This is a genomic window from Actinopolymorpha rutila, from assembly GCF_013407855.1.
GTDB classification, from domain to species: domain Bacteria; phylum Actinomycetota; class Actinomycetes; order Propionibacteriales; family Actinopolymorphaceae; genus Actinopolymorpha; species Actinopolymorpha rutila.
Genome location: NZ_JACBZH010000001.1, coordinates 472,814 through 493,958 on the forward strand (window position 1 = coordinate 472,814; position 21,145 = coordinate 493,958).

The window sequence follows — 21,145 nt, forward strand, 5'->3', positions numbered from 1 at the left end:
GGGCAGATTGTGCGGCCTCTCGTCCGAGTTCGGACGGCCTTCCGAGCAGGAACGGGTGCGTGATGACACCTGACCGAGCCACCTCCACCGTCGGGTTGCGCGAGGCGCGCGAGTCAGTGGACCGGTCCGTAGCTCAGCCGCGAACCGGCAGCCGGTGGACCAGGATCGGCATCGGCGGGGGCGGCGCGATGTTCCTGCCGACGGTGAGCCCGCACGACCAGAACACCGTGGTCGTCACCTGCGACATGACCGGCTGCTACCTGACCCACGACGCCGGTGGGTCCTGGCGCAACTTCAACCTGCGCGGCGAGGCGTACGACGTCAGCTTCGATCCGCATGGCGAACGCACGGTATACGTGGCCGCGGGCAGCGCCGGCCTGTGGCGCAGCGCGGACCACGGCGAGTCCTGGGAGTGCCTCTATCCCGACCCGGACCGGATCGCCGACATCGTCTGCCCCGACGACCACGCCGGCACGGAGTACGTCCTGACCGACGGCCGCCGTTCCGGCGCGGTCACCGCCCTCGCCGTCGACGGGCGGACCGCAGGAACGCTCTACCTCGGCGAGCAGACGGACGACGGGACGATCCTGCACGGCTCGACCGACGGCGGGCGGTCCTGGCGCCAGCTCGCGAGCCTGCCGGGCGAATCCGTGCGCGGACTGCACGTCGGCCCGTCCACCGGCGGGATGTCGCAGACCGCCGGGTCGCCGGTGCTCTGGCTGGTCACGGACACCGCCGTGCACGAGTATGCCGACGGGACCCTGCACCGGCTGCCCGGACCGGCCGAGGGCGAGGCGCTCGCCTCGCACGCGTTCGGCCACTCAGGCGAGGAAACCCGCTGGTACTGGGCGACCACCACGAGCCTGTACGTCTCCACCGACCGCGGGCGCACCTGGACCGAATCCCGCCTGCCCGGCAACCCCGGCAGGGGCTACGGCCTGCACGCGATGGCGGTCTGCGCGACTGACCCGCGGGTGGCGTACGTGTCGTACGCCGGCCTTCGGGCCGAACGCGGCGACGACCGTGCCGGCGACACCGACGGCACGGAGCACTTCGGCATCGCCCGCACCGACGACGGCGGCAGCACCTGGACCCTTGTCAGCGCGAGCACCCCGGACCACCAGGACAACACCGACGACGACTGGGTGTCGCAGACCCCGGCGCGCAGCGAGTGGGCCTGGGGCGTCGGCGTCGGGCCGCACGACCCGAACCTGTGTTACGTCACCGATTGGGGCTCGGTCTGGCGGACCACCGACGGAGGTCGGCGCTGGAACCAGGCCTACTTCCGCCGGGTGACGCCTGCGTCGGTGACCACCACCGGGCTCGACGTCACCACGAACTACGGCGTCTTCCACGACCCGTTCGACTCCTCGCGGCAGTTCATCGCCTACACCGACGTCGGGCTGATCCGCAGTGAGGACGGTGGCCGGAGCTGGCAGCCCACCCAGGAGGGGATCCCCGAGCGGTGGCACAACACGACGTACTGGATGGTGTTCGACCCCGAGGAACGCGGCCGGGTGTGGGCGGTGATGGCCTACGACCACGACATGCCGCGGCCGAAGATGTGGCGCCACAAGTCCACCGACGCCTACCAGGGCGGGGTGTGCACCAGCACCGACGGCGGGCGCACCTGGCAGGTCAGCTGTGACGGCATGCCGCCCACCGCACCCACCAACATCGTCCTGGACCCGCGGAGCCCGGTCGGCTCGCGCACTCTCTACGTCACCGCCATGGGTCGCGGAGTCTTCAGGTCGGTCGACGGCGGCGCCTCCTGGCAACCCGTGGTTGACGGCATCGAGGAGGACCGCCCACTCGCCTGGCAACTGTGCCTGAGTGGAGACGGAAGTTTTTACCTGGTGGTCTTCCGCCGGGGCGAGCACGGCCGCGACCAGGGTGGGGACGGCGCGCTTTACCGTTCGACCGACGGTGCCGACCACTGGGAACGTGTGGCTCTTCCGGACGGCGTGAACGGACCGGCCGGAATCCTCGCCGACCCTGCCGATCCCGGTCGGCTCTACCTGTCGGCGTGGCGGCGCGAAAGCTCGGACGCGAAGGCCGGCGGCGGAATCTACCTCTCCACCGACCGCGGCGCGTCCTGGCGGCAGGTCCTCGACCGCGACCAGCACGTCTACGACGTCACCGCCGACCCGCGTCACCCGGGCCACCTCTACGCGGCCGGCTTCGAGTCGAACGCCTGGCGGTCCACCGACCACGGCGAGACCTGGGAACGCATCCAGGGCTTCAACTTCAAGTGGGCGCACCGCGTCGTCCCCGACCCGCTCGACCCGGAGTCGATCTACGTCACGACGTTCGGCGGAGGGGTCTGGCACGGCCCGGCCGACGGTGACCCCGACGCGGCAGAGGACATCCGAACGCCACGGCTGGCGTACCACCGACGACCCGCGAACTGAAGCGACGGACCACCTCACGAAGGAGCGCCCATGAACCTCGGAAGCCGCACCGTGATCTCCTCCGTGGTGGCCGCACTCGCCACCACCGGCCTCGGCTCGTCGGCCGGGGCATCGGCAGGACGTCGATGAGTACGGTGGGGCGAGCCGCCTCGACCTCCGCGTCCGCGGGGCCGGTGGTCGGCGCGGCGGGCACCGGGTCGGACCGCCGGTCGGGGCCGCAGTCCGGCGACCGGTCGACCGGACAACGCCCCCGGCGGGACGCGCGGGACCTGTTGCGACGGGCCGCCCGCGAGTGGCGGATGTACGTACTCGTCGTCCCGGGGCTGTGCTACTTCGTGCTCTTCCGCTACATCCCGTTCCTGGGCAACGTCGTGGCGTTCCAGGACTACTCGCCGTTCCTGGGGTTCATGCACAGCCCCTGGGTCGGCGTGCAGAACTTCGTCGAACTGTTCAGCGACCCGGAAGCCGTGACCGCGTTGAAGAACACCGTGGTGATCAGCTTCCTGCAGATCGTGTTCGCCTTCCCGGCGCCGATCGCGCTGGCCCTTCTGCTGAACAGCATCATGAGCGAACGGGTGAAGCGGTTCGTCCAGTCCGTGGTCTACATCCCGCACTTCCTGAGCTGGGTGGTCGTCGTCTCGCTGTGGCAGGCGATCCTCGGCGGCGACGGGTTGTTCAACACCGTGCTGCGCAGCGGCGGACTCGGGTCGGTGGACATCCTCACCAACCCGGGCCTGTTCAAGGCGGTGATCACCTCCCAGGTCATCTGGAAGGAGGTGGGCTGGGGCACCATCATCTTCCTCGCCGCGATCACGATGATCGACCAGCAGTTGTACGAGTCGGCCGCGGTCGACGGTGCCGGGCCGATGAGTCGCCTGCGCCACGTGACGTTGCCGGGCATGGCTCCGGTCGTCGTCCTCCTGCTGATCCTCCGGCTGGGTGGCGTCCTGTCGGTGGGTTTCGAGCAGATCCTGCTGCAGCAACCAGCCGTCGGGGCGGACGCGGCACAGGTGCTCGACACGTTCGTGTACTTCCACGGCGTCGCCGGCGGGGAGTGGGGAACCGCGTCCGCGGCCGGCCTGGTGCAGGGCGTGGTCGGGACGTTCCTCGTCATCGCCGCGAACAGGTTCGCCAAGCGGATGGGCTCGGAGGGGGCGTTCTAGATGGCACTCGGAACAGCCGGTGGCAAGCAGACTCACGGCCTGACCTCCTCGATGTCCGTGCGGGCGCGCCGGCCGGTGTGGATGGAGAAGCCGTCGGCGGGGATGCAGGCGTTCAAGGCGCTGGTCATCACCGGCATCACCGTGGTGATGCTGTATCCGTTCGTGTACGTGATCTCGGTGAGCCTGTCGAAGTCGTCGATCGTGCGCCGGGGTGATGTGGTCCTGTGGCCGCGCGAACCCACGTTGCAGGCCTACCGCGACATCTTCGCCACCGGGGTCGTCACCCGGTCGTTGCTGGTCAGCATCGGCATCACCGTCGTCGGCACGGCACTGAGCGTCTTCATGACGGTCACTCTCGCCTACGGGCTAACCCGGACCCGCGAGGTCCCAGGGACGAGGTTCGTGCTCTATGTCGCGTTGTTCACCATGCTGTTCGGCGCCGGCATCATCCCCAACTACCTGCTGATCAAGGCACTCGGGATGCTCGACACGTACGCCTCGCTGGTGATCCCGCCGGTGATCAGCGCGTTCAACCTGGTGGTGATCCGGAACTTCTTCATGAACCTGCCGCGTGAGCTGCTGGACTCGGCGCGGGTGGACGGGGCCAGCGAGTTCCGGGTGCTGTGGTCGATCGTGATGCCGCTGTCGAAGGCGGTGACGGCGGTGATCGCGTTGTTCTACGGCGTCGGCTACTGGAACAACTTCTTCAACGCGATGCTCTACCTCAAGGATGCGCAGAAGTGGCCGGTCCAGTTGGTGCTGAACCAGTACGTCGTGCAGGGCACCCCACTGGCCCAGGTGGCCAACCCGGACGCGATCCCACTGGCGCCTGAGGTCATCAAGATGGCCGTCCTGGTGGTGGCCACGGTGCCGGTCCTGCTGATCTACCCGTTCCTGCAGAAGTACTTCACCAAGGGCGTCCTCACCGGGGCCGTCAAGCAGTAGTTGCCGTTGGTGCCGTGCCGTCGCGTGGGTCGATGGCGCGCGGGCCGTCGAACGCAGAATTTTCAGGGAGCATGTCATGACGATGAACTGGCACGACCGGCCGATGTCCCGGCGTGGGGTGCTCAGCCTGGGTGCGGCGGCGGTGACGAGCCTCGCGCTCGCCGGCTGCGGCGACGGTGCGAAGTCCGGCTCGGGAGCGGGCGGGAAGCACGGTGCGCTGAAGCTGCCCGCGTACAAGCCCGCCGGACACGCCGAGGGTGCGATCACCAGCGACAACACGTTCGTGCCGAACGCGTTCGAGAGCTATCCTCGCCCGCCGTTCACCTCGGTGCCGAAGACCCCTGCGCACGGCGGCCAGGTCACCGCCTGCGTGCTCGACTGGGGACCTCCTCCGCCGGGCAAGGCCAAGAACGTGTGGGCCCAGCAACTCGACAAGCGGCTCGGCACGACGTGGAACCCGACCGTCATCCCCGCCGCCTCCTACGACACGAAGGTCGCGGCGATCCTGGCCAGCGGCGAGATTCCCGACGTCATGTGGGTGCAGCCGGACTACCAGCAGCCGGTCGCCCAGGCCGTCCAGCAGGGCGCGTTCGTGGACCTGTCGGAAATCCTGGCCGGTGACGGGATCAAGGACTATCCCAACCTCGCGACGGTGCCGAGCTACCTCTGGAAGCGGTCCTCGGTCGAGGGCGCGATCTACGGCATCCCGCGTCCGCTCTACCTGCTGAACAAGGTGGACGTCTACCGCGCCGACTGGGCGGCGAAGCTCGGCTACCCGGACCCGCCGAAGAACGCCGACGAGGTCTTCGAACTGCTGACCGCGTTCTCCCACGGCAAGGCAGCCGGCAAGGTGAAGACCTGGGGCATCGCCGCGTTCGACGTCCGGATCACCGAGTTCGTCGGCAACATGTTCCGGATGCCCAACCAGTGGCGGGTGAACAAGGACGGCTCGTTCGAGTACTACGTCGAGACCGACGAGTACGAGGCCACGCTGACCTACATGCGGAAGTTGTGGAAGGAGGGGGTCTTCCACCCCGACGCGCTGTTGTTCCAGACCCAGTCGGACAAGAGCGCGGACCTGTTCATCTCCGGCCGTACCGGCTTCTACCGTCCACCGCCCGCGGGCTGGTTCCCGGCGAACTCCGACCTGGACGAGCTGACGAAGAACGACCCGAAGGCCCGGCCCGAACTGCTGGTCACCCCCGGGCATGACGGCGGCCAGCCGCTCAACGCGCAGACGAACGGCTGGTGGGGCATCGGCGTGATCTCCGCCGAGGCGGGCAAGGACGACAAGCGGCTGGGAGAACTGCTGCACGTGCTCGACTACTGGGCCGCGCCGTTCGGCAGCAAGGAGTACACCTTCCTCAACTACGGCGTCGAGGGCCGGCACTTCAACTTCGACGCCAAGGGCGACCCGGTGGGCGTCGACAACGAGAAGTTGACGAACGAGATGGCGGCGAACTACTTCATCAACCCCAGCGAGAGCGTCATCTACTACCCGGGGACGAAGGGCCGCGCCCGGATGGTGCACGACTACTACGAGAAGCAGCTCGCGCACTCCGCCGCCGACCCCAGCCTGGGGCTGCTGTCGGAAACCAAGTTGAAGAAGGTCACCGCGCTCACCAGCCTGAACACCTCCTACGAGAACGACATCGTGTCCGGGCGCAAGCCGCTCAGCGCGCTGAAGGAGTGGCGTCAGCGGTGGCGGTCCGGCGGTGGTGACAAGATGCGCAAGGAGTACGAGGACTCCTACCAGCGCAGCAAGGGAGACGGGGGAAAGTAGTGATGGCCGAACTCCGTACCGAGCAGGTGTCGATGCCGGTGGCGGCGGTCGGTCCGCCGAACCCGCTGCCGCCGCTGCGGTCCACGCGGGACGTGCACGCCGAGATCGACACCTCCGGCGTGGACGAGGAGATGGCGCGCAACCTCCGCTACGGCCGGGTGGCCACCGTCCTGCCCTACCTGCTCCAGGACGGCTACACCCGCGACCGGGTGGAGGCGCCGGTGAAGGTCGCCATGCTGGAGAACGACGTCCTGCGGGCGACGTTCCTGCTCGACCACGGCGGTCGGCTCGCGTCCCTTGTCCACCGGCCGTCCGGCCGGGAACTCCTGCACCGCAACCAGATCCTGCAGCCTGCCAACCTCGCCTTGCGCAACGCCTGGTTCGCCGGCGGGGTGGAGTGGAACCTCGGCACCACCGGCCACACGGCACTCACCTGTTCGCCGCTGCACGCCGTCCGGCTCACCACGCCGACAGGGCAGCCGGTGCTGCGGATGTACGAGTTCGAGCGGATGCGCGAGCTCGTCTACGTGCTGGACTTCTGGCTTCCGGAGAACTCGGCCGTCCTGATGGTGCACGTCCGGGTGATCAACCACGACCCGGTGGAGAAGCCGGTGTACTGGTGGTCGAACATCTCGGTCCCCGAGACCGAGGACGTCCGGGTGGTGGCCCCGGCCGACAGCGCGTACCACTTCGGCTACGGCCGCCGGCTGGAGCCGGTGGGGATACCGGTCGTGGACGGTGCGGACGTGACCTACCCGGCCCGTGCCCGGCACGCCGCGGACTACTTCTTCGACACCCGCGCCGCCCGCCGTCCGTTCATCGCCGCGCTGGACGGCCAGGGTCTCGGCCTGGCGCACACGTCGACCCGCCGGCTGATGGGCCGGAAGCTGTTCGTCTGGGGGCGGGGTGTGGGCGGCCGGCGGTGGCAGGAGTTCCTGTCCGGCCCGGACTCGGCGTACTGCGAGATCCAGGCCGGGCTGGCCCGCACCCAGGCCGAGCACCTGCCGATGCCCGGCAACACCTCGTGGTCGTGGGTCGAGGCGTACGGGCCGGCGGAGGCCGACCCGGCCGCGGTCCACGGTGCTGACTGGGCCGGCGCGCGGGCGGCCGCCGAGGCGGCGGTCGACCGGATGGTTCCGGCATCCGCCCTCGACCAGGCGCTGCGTGACGCGGACGCGTGGGCCGACGAACCACCCTTGGAAGTGCTGCATGTCGGCTCGGGGTGGGGAGCGCTCGAACAACGCCGCCGGGCTGTGGCCGGCGCACCGTCGATGCCGGCCACCGGGACACCGTTCGACGAGGCCGGCCTGGGCGAGGAGCAGGCGCCGTGGATGCGGCTGCTGGCCGACGGCCGGGTCGCCGAGACCGGGCCGAGCGCACCGGTCTCCTACGTCGTGGGGCCGTCCTGGCTGCCGCTGCTCGAAGCCGCGGCTGACAGTCCGGCGGCCTGGCTGCACCGGGGCGTGGCTCGCTGGCATGCCGGGACCCGGGCGGAGGCGAGGGCGGCCTGGGAACGCGCCGGTGAGACGCCGTGGGCGTTGCGCAACCTCGCGGTCGCCGACGCGGTGGACGGCGACGCCGCCGCTTCGGCGGACCGGATGCTCACCGCGCACCGGCTGGCGCCGGGTGTGCGGGCGCTCACCCTGGAGACCGTCCGTGCGCTGCGGACGGCGGGTCGTCCGGATGACGCGCTCGCGATCCTCGGTGAGTACGCGGTGACGACGCCGCTGGACGCGCGGCTGCGACTCGAGCAGGCCTGGGCGGCGCTGGAAGCGGGCGACCTGGACCTGGTGGAGCGGCTGCTGGAGGAGGACCTCGCACCGGCCGACCTGCGGGAGGGCGAACTCTCGCTCGGGCGACTGTGGTTCGCCTTCCAGGACGCACGTGCCGAGCGACGGCTCGGGCGGTCGTTGACCGACGCCGACCGTGAGGCGGTGCGCCGCGAGCATCCCGTCCCGGCGAGGTACGACTTCGCGATGTCCCACTGAGCGCGTGCGGATTCTTCCGTGGAAGAACCACGGATCCGGACCCGAGCCGGACCGAGCCGGACCGAGCCGGACCACGCCGGGCATCAGGGCGCGGCGGAAGCGGCGGACACGGTGGACACGGCTGCGGCGTCGACCTCCGCCAGCAGTTCGGCCCTCCGCCGGTCGGTGGTGAAGGCGGCCTCGATCGCGTTGCGGGTCAGCGCAAGTAGTTGGTCCCGGGCGAGCCCGAGTGACGCGGCGGCCGCGTACTCCGCGCCGATCGTCGTACCCACCTGCACCGGATCGTCGGTGGCGAGCGTGACCTTCACTCCGGCGTCGACCAACCGGACCAGCGGATGTTCGGCCAGCGACGGGACCACGCCGAAGAGCACGTTGCAGGACAGCGCGCACTCCAGGGTGATGTCCCGGGCGATCAGAAGGTCGACGAGCGCGGGGTCCTCGATGGCGTGGATGCCGTGCCCGATCCGGGTCAGCCCAGGAGTGGCGGTAGCGGCGGCGATGTTGTCGGTGGACAGTTCGCCGGCGTGGGCGGTGATCCCGAGGCCGGCTTCGGCGAACCGTTCGGCCAGACGATGCGCGATCGTCCAGTCCGCCTCCGACCGGTACGGAAAGCACATCAGATCCACGCCGGCGAGGCCCTCTCCGGCCAGCCGTACGCAGCCGTCGACCTTCGCGGCCAGCTCCGGCGGTGGTTCCGAGCCCACCATCACGATCGCCAGTGGCTCGGCACGCAGGGCCGGGAAGTCAACCTGCACTTGCCTCTCGGCTCTGCGGAAGAGCTCGATGAACCCCTCCCGCAGCACGACGTCGCCACCGCAGCGCACCTCGATGTAACTACCGCCGGCGCCCGCGTGCTCGGACAACACGTCGGCGATGCGGGCGACGAACAGTTCGTCGTCATCGTCGACCTCCAGCGGGACCGGGCGCATGGTGCCCACCCGGGCCAGCCGATCCGGGCCGGGCGGGAACTCCGCCACCAGCCGCCGTCGCCACGCGGCCCAGTCGTACGGCTGACTGCCCTCGCGCCGCGCGAGGACCCGGTCGAGATGTGGCGTGGGTTCCTGGTGAACGTGCAGGTCGGCCATCGGCAGGGCGGCGATCGGGTGTTCGCGGGGCTGATCGGGAGGAAGCGCCATGCCTGAACGCTAGACAGGACGGTGAGGGCGTTCCACCAGTAGAACAAGCGTGTCCGCGCCCTCCAGAGCAGCTGTCGTCACCCCGCCCGGGTGGCCGTGACGCCACCTACCCGGCCCACTCGACGACCGCGGCAGATCGCGTTCCGTCGTGCACTCGTGTGCGGTTCGTACGCCGCGATAAGTGCTTGCCGAACGCCGACCCGCCTGTCAGGGTGGCCGGTGTCTCTCCCCCCGGATCTGCCGAGCACGACTGCCGCAACCACCCAACGCCCGCTCGTGCGCGCGACCGGGCTGGTCAAGGAGTTCCGCCGGGCCAATCGCGGTGAGGGCCGCCTCGGCGCACTCCGCGCGTACGTCCGCGGCGACCACGACGTGATCCGGGCCGTGGACGACGTGTCGTTCGACATCCACAGCGGCGAACTGGTCGGATACCTCGGGCCGAACGGCGCCGGCAAGTCGACCACGATCAAGATGCTCACCGGCATCCTCACGCCGACCGCCGGCACGGTGTCCGTCGCGGGCCGCGACCCGTCCCGCGAGCGCCGGGCGAACGCGCTCAACATCGGCGTGGTGTTCGGTCAGCGCAGCCAGCTGTGGTGGGACCTGCCGCTGCGGGAGTCGTTCCGCGCGATCCGCGACCTCTACGGCGTTCCAACCCAGGAAGGCGACCGCAGGCAGCACGAACTCGTCGAGCTGCTCGACATGGACGAGTTCCTCGACGCGCCGGTTCGCCAACTGTCGTTGGGACAACGCATGCGCGGTGACCTCGCCGCGGCCATGCTCTACCAGCCGCGGCTGCTGTTCCTCGACGAGCCGACGGTCGGGCTGGACGTGGTGGCCAAGGAACGTATCCGGGAGTTCGTCGCCAACGTGAACGTCGTACACGGCACGACCGTCGTCCTCACCAGCCACGACCTCGAGGACGTGGAACGACTGTGCCGGCGGATCGTCCTCATCGACCACGGCCGGGTGCTGTACGACGGCGCGCTCACCGAGTTGATGGCGCGCTACGGCCCCTACCGTGACCTCGTCGTCACGCTGGCCGAGCCGGCGGACATCACGGTCGACGGCGCCGAACAGGTCTCCCGGCAGGGGCCGGTGGTGACCCTGCGGTTCCGTTCGGACCAGGTGAAGGCCCCGGAGGTCATCGCGGCGGTCACCGCGGCGCACGCGGTCGTCGACCTGTCCGTCGTCGAACCTCGGCTGGAGGCGGTCATCAGCCGGATCTACACCCAGCGCGCCCTGCCGCAGAGCGTCGCATGAGAAGGCTGCAGCCCGTGGCACGGCCCGTGGTGCGGCCGGGCCCGCGGTCCAGGCTGAGGCCCGTCCTGAGCCAGGTCCGGATCGGCATGCTCACGCCGTGGGCGTACCGCACGTCGGTCCTGCTCGGCTACCCGGCCGTCGCGGTCCAGGTCGCGCTCTACAGCGTGGTGTGGCGGGCGATCTACGCCGGTCACGAGGGCGAGGTCGCCGGGACGGACGTGCGCACCGCGGTCGGGTACGCCGTGCTGGGCCTCACGATCGCGGGCGTCCTGAACACCTCGCCGTACCACTCGATCGCGTCCCGGGTGCGCGAAGGCCTGATCGGGGTGGACCTGACCCGGCCGATCGGTCTGCTGACGCAGAACCTCGCCTTCCAGACCGGCGCCGTCGTCGCCGCGTTGCCGACGGTCGCGGTCGGCCTGGGCACCGGCCTGGTCGTGGGCGGGCTCGCGCCGCCGAGGAGCGCGGGGGCGGCCGGGTGGTTCGTGGTGAGCCTGCTGCTCGCGTTCGCCGTCTCGCAGCTGACCACGATGCTGATGGCGCTGGCGTCCTTCTGGACGATGGAAGTGGGCGGGATCAACATGACGTTCTTCGTGGTGCGTACGTTCATGTCGGGCGCGATCCTGCCGCTGTGGTTCATGCCGGACTGGCTGCGGACCGCCGCCGGGGCGCTGCCGTTCCAGGCCTCGACGTACACCCCGCTCTCGATCTACTTCGGCCGCCCGCCCGGCGGCCTGCCGGCGGCGCTCGGCGTACAGGCACTGTGGATCGTCGTGCTGGGCGGGCTCTGCGCGTGGGTGTGGTCGCGGGCGCGGCACCGGGTGGTGGTCCAGGGTGGCTGACCTCACCGGGCCCTCGACCGGTGCCGCCGAAGCCATCCAGCCGCCGTCGACGCTGCGGCAGTTCGCCGTCCTGATCCGGATCGGGCTGGCGTCGGCGACGCAGTACCGCGCCAACTTCGTGCTGACCTCGGTCGGCGCGATCTTCTACGAGGCGGTGTCGCTGGCGTTCGTCGGCGTGATCGTGCACGCGTTCGGCAGCATCGGTGGGTGGAGCTTCGTCGAGGTCGCCTTCGTGTACGGCATCCGCTCCACCGGGCACGCCCTGCACGGCCTGCTGTCCGGGCAGCTGTGGATGACCGAGGACGTGGTGCGGCGGGGCGAGTTCGACCGGTACCTGCTGCGGCCGGTCGACCCGCTGGTCCAGTTGCTGACCCGGCGGTTCCAGGTCACCGCAATCGGGGACGTCGTGTTCGGCCTGGTGGTCCTGTCGGTGACGGCGGTGGCCGCGCCGGTGGACTGGTCCGTCGGCCGGGTCGCCTACCTCGTGGCGGCCGTGGTGGGCAGCGCGTTCGTGGAGTCGGCGGTGATGTTGGCGCTGGTCTCGTCGACGTTCCGGCTGCTGGACGCCTCGCCGCTGCTGAGCGTGGCCGACCGGGTGTTCGTGACGTTCGGGCCGTATCCGCTGAGCGTGCTGCCGCGGGCTGTCGGCTACCTGCTGACCTTCGCGCTGCCGTTGGCGTACGCGGCGTTCTTCCCGGCCGCCATCCTGCTGGGCCGAAGCGACGACGTGTTCGTGCCGACCTGGCTGGCGCTCGCGTCACCGGCGGTGGGTCTGCTGCTGTACGCCGGTGCGGTCCGGCTCTTCCATCGGCAGACCCGGCACTACTCCAGCCCCGGCCACTAACGCGAGGCCCTCATCTGCCGTCAGCCGGCGGGATGGGGTTCGCGTACGGCCGCGAACGTCTGCGGGAACTGCGGCCCGATGTCGCAGGTGCCCTCGACCACCGGACCGGCGCCGAGGTTCCAGAAGTCGCTTCCGATCGCCGGCATGGCGGGGGCCGGGCCGTCCGCGCGCCTGCCGAGGGCGACCAGCTTCATCTCCCGCGCGTGGGCGGCCATGGTGGCGTCGTCGGGGAAGTGGTCGAGGTCCTCGGGTCCCCACGGGTTGTGGTTGTAGCAGGAGCTCCAGGCCGCGAGGAACCACGGCTTGCCCAGGCTCTTGCAGTACGAGGAGACGTTGGGAACGCTCACGTCCCGGTCGGCGGTGGAGTTGACCTCGACCCCGCAGGCGGCGTTGTTCGGGTCGGCCATGATGGTCTGCCAGTCGATGCCGCTGTTGGAGTAGTTGAGGTAGGAGAAGCCGCCGCTGCTGGCGGGGATGTTCGGTGCCAGCTCGTGCCACTGGGCGAGGGTGCGCGCGAAAAACGCCGTCATCTGCTCGGTCGTACCCGCCGTGGGAACACCGAAGTTCGGTGCGTCGATCTCGCCGTAGAGCTGGACCATCGCGATGGTCGGGTCGTTCTTGTACGTCACGCCGGTGACGGTGTTGACGCGATTGGCGACGAAGCGCAGGTACGACTTCCAGTCCACGGTGGTCGGGGTGGTCCCGTTGGCCGCCAGCGACTGGCCGTACTCCGCGAAGTGCAGGATCACGTGCATGCCGGCGGCCCGGGCGGCGGCGACCACCTTGTCGACCCGGGTCCAGGTCGCCTCCGACATCGTGTCGGACAGGTCGTGGTACCGGGTGTCGAACTCGACCAGTTCGATCACGTTGAGATGCGCGCGCCGGGCCAGGGTGACCTCCGCACGGGGGTCGTCGTAGTGGCTGTATGCCGTGGCGCCGCGCACCTCGAACGGATGTCCGTGCAGACACAGCCGCGTCCCGCACACACGTACGAAGTCGCCGGCCGCCGCGGTGCCGCCCGGCGCGCTGGCCGCGTTCGCGGTTCCCGGCAGCAGGGCCGCGGGGAGTGACAGCGTCAGCAGCGCCATCGCGGTGAGAAGCCTGCCCAGCAACCGACGTTTCGTCTTCACCCGAGCGTTCGTACCACGGCTCGGCTGCCGGCGAGGAGTGCCGAGACCGGACCCGGACGGCCACCGAACGAAACCGGTCATGCTCCCGCACACAAGGGTTTTGGTCCTCGCGCCCACACCGGACTTCGGCAGACACCGAAAACGCTTGCCAGGTGAGGGAGAAGGGGGCCACGATCGGGCAATGCCCGGCTACGAACCACTTTCCCTCGAGTCCGTGTGCAACGCAGGCGTCGAAATCCTCGGCGCACCAGAGCAGGAGCCCCCGCTCGGCAAGGTGACCTTGCGCGGCCTGCCGTTCCTCGTCGGTTCCGAAACCCCCGCGAAGGACCGCTGCTTCGTGGCGCCCTCCGAACCGGTGTCGGTCGACGTCGGCCGCACGGCGCGCCACGTCGTCGTCGCGCACCGGCTGCTGGAGCCGGGCGGCCCCGCCGGCCACGGCGTCGGCGGCCACGTCGCCGACTACGTCTTCCACCTGGCCGACGGCACCACCGTCGAGGTGCCGATCCGGGAACGCTTCGAGATCCAGATCATCGGCCACGCGTGGGGGCGGGATCCGTTCCTCGCGGTCAGCGACAACGCCGACAGCAACGCGCCCCGGTTCGAGGGGCGCTGGGGCGAGGCCGGCTTCCGGATGACCGAGCACAACAAGGGCTGGGCGCGGACGTTCTACCTGTGGCAGTGGGAGAACCCTCGGCCGGACACCGTGATCGAACGCCTGGAGATCATCCCGCGCGGACTGCCGTTCCTCGTCGGCGGCGTCACCCTCGGGCACCTCGACGAGCATCCGTTCGTACGTACGCCGGGACGGCCGGTCAGGCTGGTGGTGACCGACAGCGACGTCGCCGGGCGCGACGGCGTACTGGACCTCGAGGTCGACCGGGGCGTGGCGACCTACCCGCAGCCGATCCCGACCGGCGACGACCGGGCCGGCTACGGCGCCGGAGACTGGCCGCCCGCCACCAGCCCCGCGCACGCCTCGGTCACGGCTCTCCCGTCGGCCACCCTCGTCGTCGGCAGCAAGGGCGAGGAGCTCGGCCGAGTGCGCTGGGGCGACGTCGAACGCGACGGGCACGCCGAGAACGACCGGGTTCGGGTGGAGCTCGTCGACCCCGGCCGCAACTGGGTGCACGTGAAGGTGCTCGACGACGCGACCGGGCGCCCGGTCCCGTGCCGGGTGCACTTCCGTTCTCCCGAAGGCGTGCCGTACCAACCGCACGGTCACCACAACCACGTCAACCAGAACATCGGCAGCTGGCACCTCGACGTGGGCGGCGACGTCATCCTCGGCCAGCGCACCTACGCCTACGTCGACGGCACCTGCCAGGGCTGGCTCCCGCGCGGCGAGGTGGTCGTCGACGTCGCCCGCGGGTTCGAGTACGAACCGCTGCGGGAGACGGTGCAGATCGAGAAGGGGCAGCGGGAGCTCACGCTGAGGATCCGGCGTACGACCGACCTGGCGGCGGCCGGTTGGTGGTCCGGCGACTCCCACGTGCACTTCCTGTCCACCGCCGGCGCGCAGCTCGAGCAGCAGGGCGAGGACCTGCGCGTGGTCAACCTCCTGCAGGCCCAGTGGGGCGCGCTGTTCACCAACACCGAGGACTTCACCGGCCGGGTGATCGGGGCGGACGGCAGGGGCAGCGGCGACTACCTGACCTACGTCGGGCAGGAGAACCGCCAGCACGTGCTGGGCCACATGCTGTTGTGGGGGCTGAAGGAACCCGTCATGCCGTGGTCCAGCGACGGCCCGGACGAGGCGGAGCTGGGCGGCGCCCTGGACGTGACGCTGAGCGACTGGGCCGACCGGACCCACGCCCAGGGCGGCACCGTCGTCGCCGCGCACTTCCCCAACCCCAACGGCGAGCCGGCCGTGCTGGTCACCACCGGACGGGCGGACGCGGTGGAGATGCTCGCCCACGGCGACGACGCGCTGCTGGAGTACTACCGCTACCTCAACTCCGGTTACCGGATGCCGCTCGTCGGCGGCACGGACAAGATGTCGAGCTCGGTGCCGGTGGGGCTCTACCGCACCTACGCCCGGCTCGATCCGGACGAGGAGTTCACGTACGACGGCTGGTGCCGCGCGGTGCGGCAGGGGCGGACGTTCCTGTCCGGCGGTCCGCTGCTCACCTTCACCGTGGACGGGCGGCAGGCCGGTGACACGGTCGAGCTGTCCGGGCCGGGCACCGTGACCGTCGAGGCGGGGGTGACCAGCATCTTCCCGCTGCACGGCCTGGAGCTCGTCTGCAACGGCGAGGTGGTCGCGTCGGTCGCCGGGCGTGGTGAGCGCGCGCTGGACCTCACCGAGGAGGTCCGCGTCGACGGCCACTCCTGGCTCGCGCTGCGGGCCATCGGCAGCGACAACCACCTGGACGAGTGGGGCCGCCGGGTGTTCGCGCACACCTCGCCGGTGTTCGTCGCCTGCGGCGGGCCGTGGGGCATGGCCGACCCGGACGGGCTGCACTACATCAGGACGGTCGTGGAGGGCGCGCGCGACTACGTACGCCACACCGCGATCCGCCGCCCGGACGACCTCACCACCCACCACCACGGCGAGGCGAACCACCTCGCCTGGCTCGAACGCCCCTTCGCCGAGGCCCTGGCGGCGCTGGACCGTCGCGACCGCGAACGCCGCCGGTAACTCCGGCGAGCAAGCCGAAAGTCGACCGGCCGGGTGGAACGTCACACCCGGCCGGTCGAACGTCGTACGCCGAACAGGCGGTACAGGTGGTGCGTCAGCTCACCGGCCGGGCCCGGTTGAGCGGCGCGGGAGTGATCGTGCGGTGCGCGCGCAGGTAGGCGATGAAGCCCTCGTGGTCGCGGTCACCCCGAACCGCGTCGGTGTATCCCTCGAAGACCTTGTAGCCGTCGCCACCGATGAGCGTGTAGGCGAGCGCCGCGACGCGGTAGTCGCGCCTGAGGTCCAGCCGCTGACCGCTGATGTGCACCCCGGCCGGGTCGACGCGCTTCCCGACCGGCTTGGAGGTGTCGAAGGAGTAGAACACGTTGCGGGACACCGCGAACGGTGCGAACTTCACCGTACCGTCGGACTGTTCCACCCACTGTGCCTCGAGTGCCGCGTGCACCATGGTGCCGGGCATGGTCACTGTCAACACGGGGTTGCCGTAGCCGAACGCGCCCCAGGCCTCGCCGAAGAGGATCGTGCCGTCCTCGTCCGCGGCGTTGGAACCCTTCGCGTACAACAGGTCTCCGGTCAGCGCGACCGAACCCGAGACCGGCTTGGTGGCGATCAGGGCCAGGTCGGCTCGGCCCTCGCGGGTCTGCTGCGCGTCCCAGTACGCGAAGTCCGCGGCCAGGTTGCCCATCGTGGACTCACCGGAGGCGTGGGGCACGCGGGTGAAGTCGCCGGTCGTCCTGGCCAACGGTGTGGCCCAGCGCTTGGCGCCCTGCGCCGTCCAGTAGTCGGCGATGCCCTGCACTTCCTCGTCCAGCGGTACGTCGCGGGTGTTGGCGTGATTGGTCGAGGTGGTGAGCTCGCGGATCACCGCGCCGGTGTCCGGGTCCAGCTTGAGGTTGATCTCGTTGATCAGCGAACCGTGGTTGCCGGCTTCCACCACCGGGCGCGGAACGCCGTTCGGGTCGGGCACCATCATGTTGAACCGGCAGTGCCAGTGGCCGGTGACGATGGCGGCGATGTCGGGTGAGGCCTTGGCCGCGAGCTGGAAGACCGGACCGGACGGGTTGCTGCCGGCGTTGTAGTCGTTGCCCGCGACCCCGCCGTCGTGGATGTTGATGACGATCGCGTTGACACCGCGGGCCTTGAGTTCGGCAGCGAGCTTGTTCGCCTGGTCCAGGTCGGACAGCGACCGCAGCGATGGCTGGTACGACGTCGAGCCGACCTCGGTGCCCACCAGGGTGAGGTGGATGAACGCGATCGGCAGCTTGCGGCCGTTCCCGGCGTCGACCCACTCGATGTTGTACGGCGGGAGAATCGTCTTCCCGGAGTCCGCCCACACCATGTTCGCGGTGTAGAAGTCGAAGTTCGCGCCCCGGAACCGCTGCCCGGTGGAGTCGACGAAGTTGTCGTCCCGGCCGGACACGGGGTACGGCTCGCCGTTCATCATGTGGTCGACCAGGAAGCCGACGCTCTGGTCGAGTTCGTGGTTGCCGACGGTGCTGAACCGCAGCCCCATCGCGTTGAGCGCCTCGATGGTGGGCTCGTTGGCGTGCGCGTCGACCTCGAACGGCCAGCCGGAGAAGTTGTCCCCGGAGGAGAAGAAGATGGAGTTCCTCTTCCCTTCCCGCAGCCGCTTCAGGTGCGTGGCCATGTAGCCCACGCCGCCGACGGTCACCTTCGCGCCACCGGCGCCGGTGATGACGCTGCCCTGGCCGGGTGTCGTGGGCTGCAGGTAGCCGTGCAGGTCGGTGATGTTCAGCAGTTGGACGTCGACGTACCCGGACGCGTCCTCGGCCGCGGCCGGTGTGGCGTGGGCGATGTCGCCGACAGCGGCGGCGGTGGCGATCGCGCCGGCGGCGGTGAGAAAGGTGCGACGTGGAATCCGTCTGGCCACTGGGAGCCTTCTTCCTGGGGCCGCACCGGCCTTCGGGCGGCGTCGGAGATCATTTTTGCCTGGCTCCGACATTATTCGCACCGGGTGAACGCCGGTCAACGCGCCGGCGACGGATGAGGTGCGCGGTCAGATGCTGCGCGTGGCCAGAACCGGAAGCGCGCCCCGGACGGCACCCACCAGGCGTTCGTCCAGCGCGTCCAGGGCGAGGCAGACGCTTCCCAGCGCCACGCAGTCCGGACCCAGCGTGGACGCGCGTACCTCCGGTCCCTGCGGGAACAACCGGGTCAGCTCCTCGTTGAGGGGCTCCAGGAGCACGTCGGCCGCCTGGGAGAACGCGCCGCCCAGCACCACCAACTGCGGGTCCACGACGCCGACCGCGGTGGCGGCCGCGACCGCCATCTCCCGTGCGTACCGGCGAACCGCGGTCACCGCCGCCCGGCGACCCTCCCGAGCCTCGGCGAAGGCCCGCTCCGCACGGTCGGCGACCGGCACGTCCGGCGGCACCGCGCGGCAGCGGTGGAGGTAGTCGATCGCCGCCTCCCAGCGCAGCATCGGCAGGGTGGACAGGTCCGCGGCCGCTCCGTGGAACCCGCGCCGCAACGTGCCGTCGATGACCAGGGCCAGACCGGTACGCCGGCCGGCGTGCAGCAGGACCAGGTCCGGCACGTCCGTCGCCACCCCTCGGCGGTGCTCGGCGAGTGCGGCCAACTGGCTGTCGTTGTCCACCACGACCAGTCGCGCCGACCGGCGGAAGTGCGCGGCCAGGTCGGCCCCCGCCCAGTCCGGAATGGCGTTGACCCGGACGACCTTCCCGTCCCGATCGACCAGTCCGGTGGTGCCCGCACCCACTGCCCAGATCCGGGATGTCGCGACACCGGCGTCGCGGGCGCAGTCGGCGATCGCGCGATCGGCGGCGGCCAGCCTGGCCGCCCTGCGGGTGTCGGGGCTCACCAGGCGGTGCGCCGTCGCCAGGACCCGGCCGCCGAGGTCGGCCAGCACCGCCCGGATCGAGTGCGCCCCGATGTCCAGCCCCACGGCGTACCCCGCCTCGGCGCGGAAGCGGTAGCTGCGCGCCGGCCGGCCGCGCCCGCGTACGGCCGGTTGCTCCTCGACCAGCCACCGCCGGGCCACCAGGCTGGCGAGCACGTCCTCCACCGCGGTGCGGCCCAGGCCACTGCGCTCGACGATCTGTGCGACCCGCAGCTCGCCCGCGTCGCGGACCGCTGCCAGGACAGCGCGCTCGTTGAGCTGGCGAAGCCGGGACAGGTCACCCCCGTCGGCCGACTTACCTCGCGTTGCTGCCATGGTCCGCGAAGCCTAACGCCCGCCCGTCCGTTGATCGGCCGGTGTTCACCGATGATCAGCTCGGGGGTCGCCGGAGCTTCATGTGCCCGGTGCACTGTGGTCGACGCGACGGCGACGACAGGAGACGGGCATGCGCAAGTGGCAGCGGGCGGCACTCGGAATGGCGGCGGCGAGTGCGCTGGTGACGGGTGTCTCGTCCGGTACGGCGTCGGCGGACAGCTCCCAGAGCCGGGACTTCAGCTTCGCGGTGATCGGCGACATCCCCTACGGCGCCACCCAGATCGCGGACTTCCCGAGCGTCATCGACCAGATCAACGCCGACCGCGACGTCCGCATGGTCGACCACCTGGGCGACATCAAGGACGGCTCGTCCCGGTGCACCGACGACTACTTCGCGCTGATCAAATCCGACTTCGACGAATTCGCCGACCCGCTGGTCTACACACCGGGCGACAACGAGTGGACCGACTGCCACCGGCCCAACAACGGCTCGTACGACCCGCTCGAACGTCTCACCGCCGTCCGCCGGACGTTCTTCCCACAGCCGGGTAGGACGCTCGGCCACCACAGCGTCGCGGTGAGGTCCCAGGCCGCGCAGGGGTACCCGGAGAACGTCCGCTACACCCGGGCCGGGGTGGCCTTCGCCGCCGTGCACATCGTCGGCAGCGACAACAGCCTGGCGCCGTGGACGGGCAACTCCGCGCCGACCGCGGAGCAACGCGCAGAGGTCGAGAGCCGCACCGCGGCCGACGTCCGGCTGATCCGGGACACCTTCGCGCAGGCGCACAGCGAGGACGCCAAGGCGGTGGTCCTGCTGACCCAGGCCGACATGTTCGACCCGAGTGCCGCCGACCCGGACCCCGCCGACTTCGCGGGCTTCACGCCGATCGTCGACGTGATCGCGGAACAGGCGAGGGCGTTCCACGGGCCGGTCTACCTCTTCAACGGGGACAGCCACGTCTACAACTTCGACCGGCCCCTCGCCGCGAGGTCGCGCTGGTCGTCCTTCTACGGCGTCTCCACTCCCGTCCCGAACCTCCGCCGCATCACCGTCGACGGCTCCACCGGTGTGAACGACTGGCTCAAGGTCACCGTCGACCACCACGACCCCCAGGTGCTGCGCTGGGCTCGGGTACCGTTCGCGAACTAGGCCCCGCGGGGGCAAGGACGGGACGTGGAGGGCGACATGTGGGCGAGAGCTCTGGGGGAGGACGGCGCCGAACTGCGTCCCCTCGAACCCTGGCGGGCGGAGGAGTTTCTGGCCCACATGGACCGGGGGCGTGAGCTCGTCGGCGAGTACATCGGGCTGGCCGACGCCGTGACCGACCTCGACTCCAGCCGTGCGTACCTCCAGTCGTACGCCGACAAGGCCGCGGCCGACACCGGGCGCATCTACGGAATCTGGCTCGACGAGAAGCTGGTCGGCGGCGTGCTCTTCCGGACGATGGACGTCGTACGCGGGAACGCCGAGGCGGGTTGCTGGCTGGAGCCGTCGGCGGTGGGCCGTGGACTGGTGACCCGGGCCGTCCGGGTGATCATCGACTGGGCGGTGGAGGAGCGGGGCATCCACCGGGTGGAATGGCGGGCGGCGACGCCGAACACCGCCAGCGTCGCCGTGGCCCGGCGGCTCGGGATGACCAGGGAAGGCGTGCTCCGGGAGAGCTCCCCGCACCGAGGCAGGCGGTACGACGTCGAGATCTGGTCCGTACTCGCCCCGGAGTGGCGGGCGGCCGGGCGCACGACCTGACTCCAGGTGGGCGTCGGCTCATTCTGGCGTGAACACGAGCGGGTTCGGGGATGCTCGCA

Annotated in this window: 15 protein-coding genes; 11 read left to right on the forward strand and 4 right to left on the reverse strand. The window is 70.4% G+C overall.

The annotated features are described in order from the left end of the window. Positions 1-62: 62 nt before the first annotated feature. From F4554_RS01975 to F4554_RS01995, 5 genes are all read left to right on the forward strand, one after another. Positions 63-2,411: a WD40/YVTN/BNR-like repeat-containing protein gene (locus F4554_RS01975; protein ID WP_179785780.1), complete on the forward strand. Its 2,349-nt coding sequence runs from the start codon at positions 63-65 to the stop codon at positions 2,409-2,411. A 125-nt stretch (positions 2,412-2,536) separates the two neighbouring features. Beyond that, complete coding sequence (locus tag F4554_RS01980; RefSeq protein ID WP_238341191.1) at positions 2,537-3,574, forward strand: ABC transporter permease; 1,038 nt, start codon at positions 2,537-2,539, stop codon at positions 3,572-3,574. Continuing rightward, positions 3,575-4,519: a carbohydrate ABC transporter permease gene (locus tag F4554_RS01985; protein WP_238341192.1), complete on the forward strand. Its 945-nt coding sequence runs from the start codon at positions 3,575-3,577 to the stop codon at positions 4,517-4,519. 76 nt (positions 4,520-4,595) lie between these two features. After that, positions 4,596-6,302, forward strand: a complete 1,707-nt coding sequence (locus F4554_RS01990) for a type 2 periplasmic-binding domain-containing protein (RefSeq protein ID WP_179785781.1) — start codon at positions 4,596-4,598, stop codon at positions 6,300-6,302. A 2-nt stretch (positions 6,303-6,304) separates the two neighbouring features. Next, entirely contained in the window at positions 6,305-8,290 is a 1,986-nt protein-coding gene (locus F4554_RS01995) for a DUF5107 domain-containing protein (protein ID WP_179785782.1), read from the forward strand. A gap of 83 nt (positions 8,291-8,373) precedes the next feature. Here the strand turns inward: F4554_RS01995 and F4554_RS02000 are convergent, their stop codons facing one another. Continuing rightward, positions 8,374-9,426: an amidohydrolase family protein gene (locus F4554_RS02000; RefSeq protein WP_179785783.1), complete on the reverse strand. Its 1,053-nt coding sequence runs from the start codon at positions 9,424-9,426 to the stop codon at positions 8,374-8,376. A 276-nt stretch (positions 9,427-9,702) separates the two neighbouring features. On the opposite strand from F4554_RS02000, the gene F4554_RS02005 reads away from it, so the two are divergent. From F4554_RS02005 to F4554_RS02015, 3 genes are read left to right on the forward strand one after another with little or no spacing between them, the layout of a single operon-like run. Further along, a complete protein-coding gene (locus F4554_RS02005; RefSeq protein WP_179785784.1) occupies positions 9,703-10,689 on the forward strand; it encodes an ATP-binding cassette domain-containing protein in 987 nt (328 codons plus the stop codon). Between the two features lie 14 nt (positions 10,690-10,703). Further along, positions 10,704-11,531, forward strand: coding sequence for an ABC-2 family transporter protein (locus F4554_RS02010; protein WP_179785785.1), 828 nt, complete (start codon positions 10,704-10,706; stop codon positions 11,529-11,531). After that, positions 11,524-12,375, forward strand: a complete 852-nt coding sequence (locus F4554_RS02015) for an ABC-2 family transporter protein (RefSeq protein ID WP_179785786.1) — start codon at positions 11,524-11,526, stop codon at positions 12,373-12,375. Before F4554_RS02010 ends, F4554_RS02015 begins: the two co-directional genes overlap by 8 nt. Positions 12,376-12,395: 20 nt before the next feature. Here F4554_RS02015 and F4554_RS02020 read toward each other — a convergent pair whose 3' ends face one another. Further along, a complete protein-coding gene (locus F4554_RS02020; RefSeq protein ID WP_179785787.1) occupies positions 12,396-13,505 on the reverse strand; it encodes a glycoside hydrolase family 5 protein in 1,110 nt (369 codons plus the stop codon). A gap of 181 nt (positions 13,506-13,686) precedes the next feature. Here F4554_RS02020 and F4554_RS02025 point away from each other — a divergent pair, with 181 nt between their 5' ends. Beyond that, on the forward strand, positions 13,687-16,143 hold the full coding sequence (locus F4554_RS02025) for a CehA/McbA family metallohydrolase (protein WP_179785788.1): 2,457 nt from the start codon (positions 13,687-13,689) through the stop codon (positions 16,141-16,143). 94 nt (positions 16,144-16,237) lie between these two features. On the opposite strand, the gene F4554_RS02030 is transcribed toward F4554_RS02025, so the two are convergent. Together F4554_RS02030 and F4554_RS02035 are read right to left on the reverse strand one after the other, a co-directional pair. Continuing rightward, positions 16,238-18,034: a bifunctional metallophosphatase/5'-nucleotidase gene (locus F4554_RS02030; RefSeq protein ID WP_337795830.1), complete on the reverse strand. Its 1,797-nt coding sequence runs from the start codon at positions 18,032-18,034 to the stop codon at positions 16,238-16,240. A gap of 126 nt (positions 18,035-18,160) precedes the next feature. Then, entirely contained in the window at positions 18,161-19,339 is a 1,179-nt protein-coding gene (locus tag F4554_RS02035) for an ROK family transcriptional regulator (protein WP_179785790.1), read from the reverse strand. Between the two features lie 130 nt (positions 19,340-19,469). On the opposite strand from F4554_RS02035, the gene F4554_RS02040 reads away from it, so the two are divergent. Then, positions 19,470-20,489: a metallophosphoesterase gene (locus tag F4554_RS02040; protein ID WP_238341193.1), complete on the forward strand. Its 1,020-nt coding sequence runs from the start codon at positions 19,470-19,472 to the stop codon at positions 20,487-20,489. 24 nt (positions 20,490-20,513) lie between these two features. Beyond that, the gene (locus F4554_RS02045) at positions 20,514-21,086 is read left to right on the forward strand and encodes a GNAT family N-acetyltransferase (protein WP_337795831.1); all 573 of its coding nucleotides are present in this window, start codon (positions 20,514-20,516) and stop codon (positions 21,084-21,086) included. Positions 21,087-21,145 lie beyond the last annotated feature (59 nt).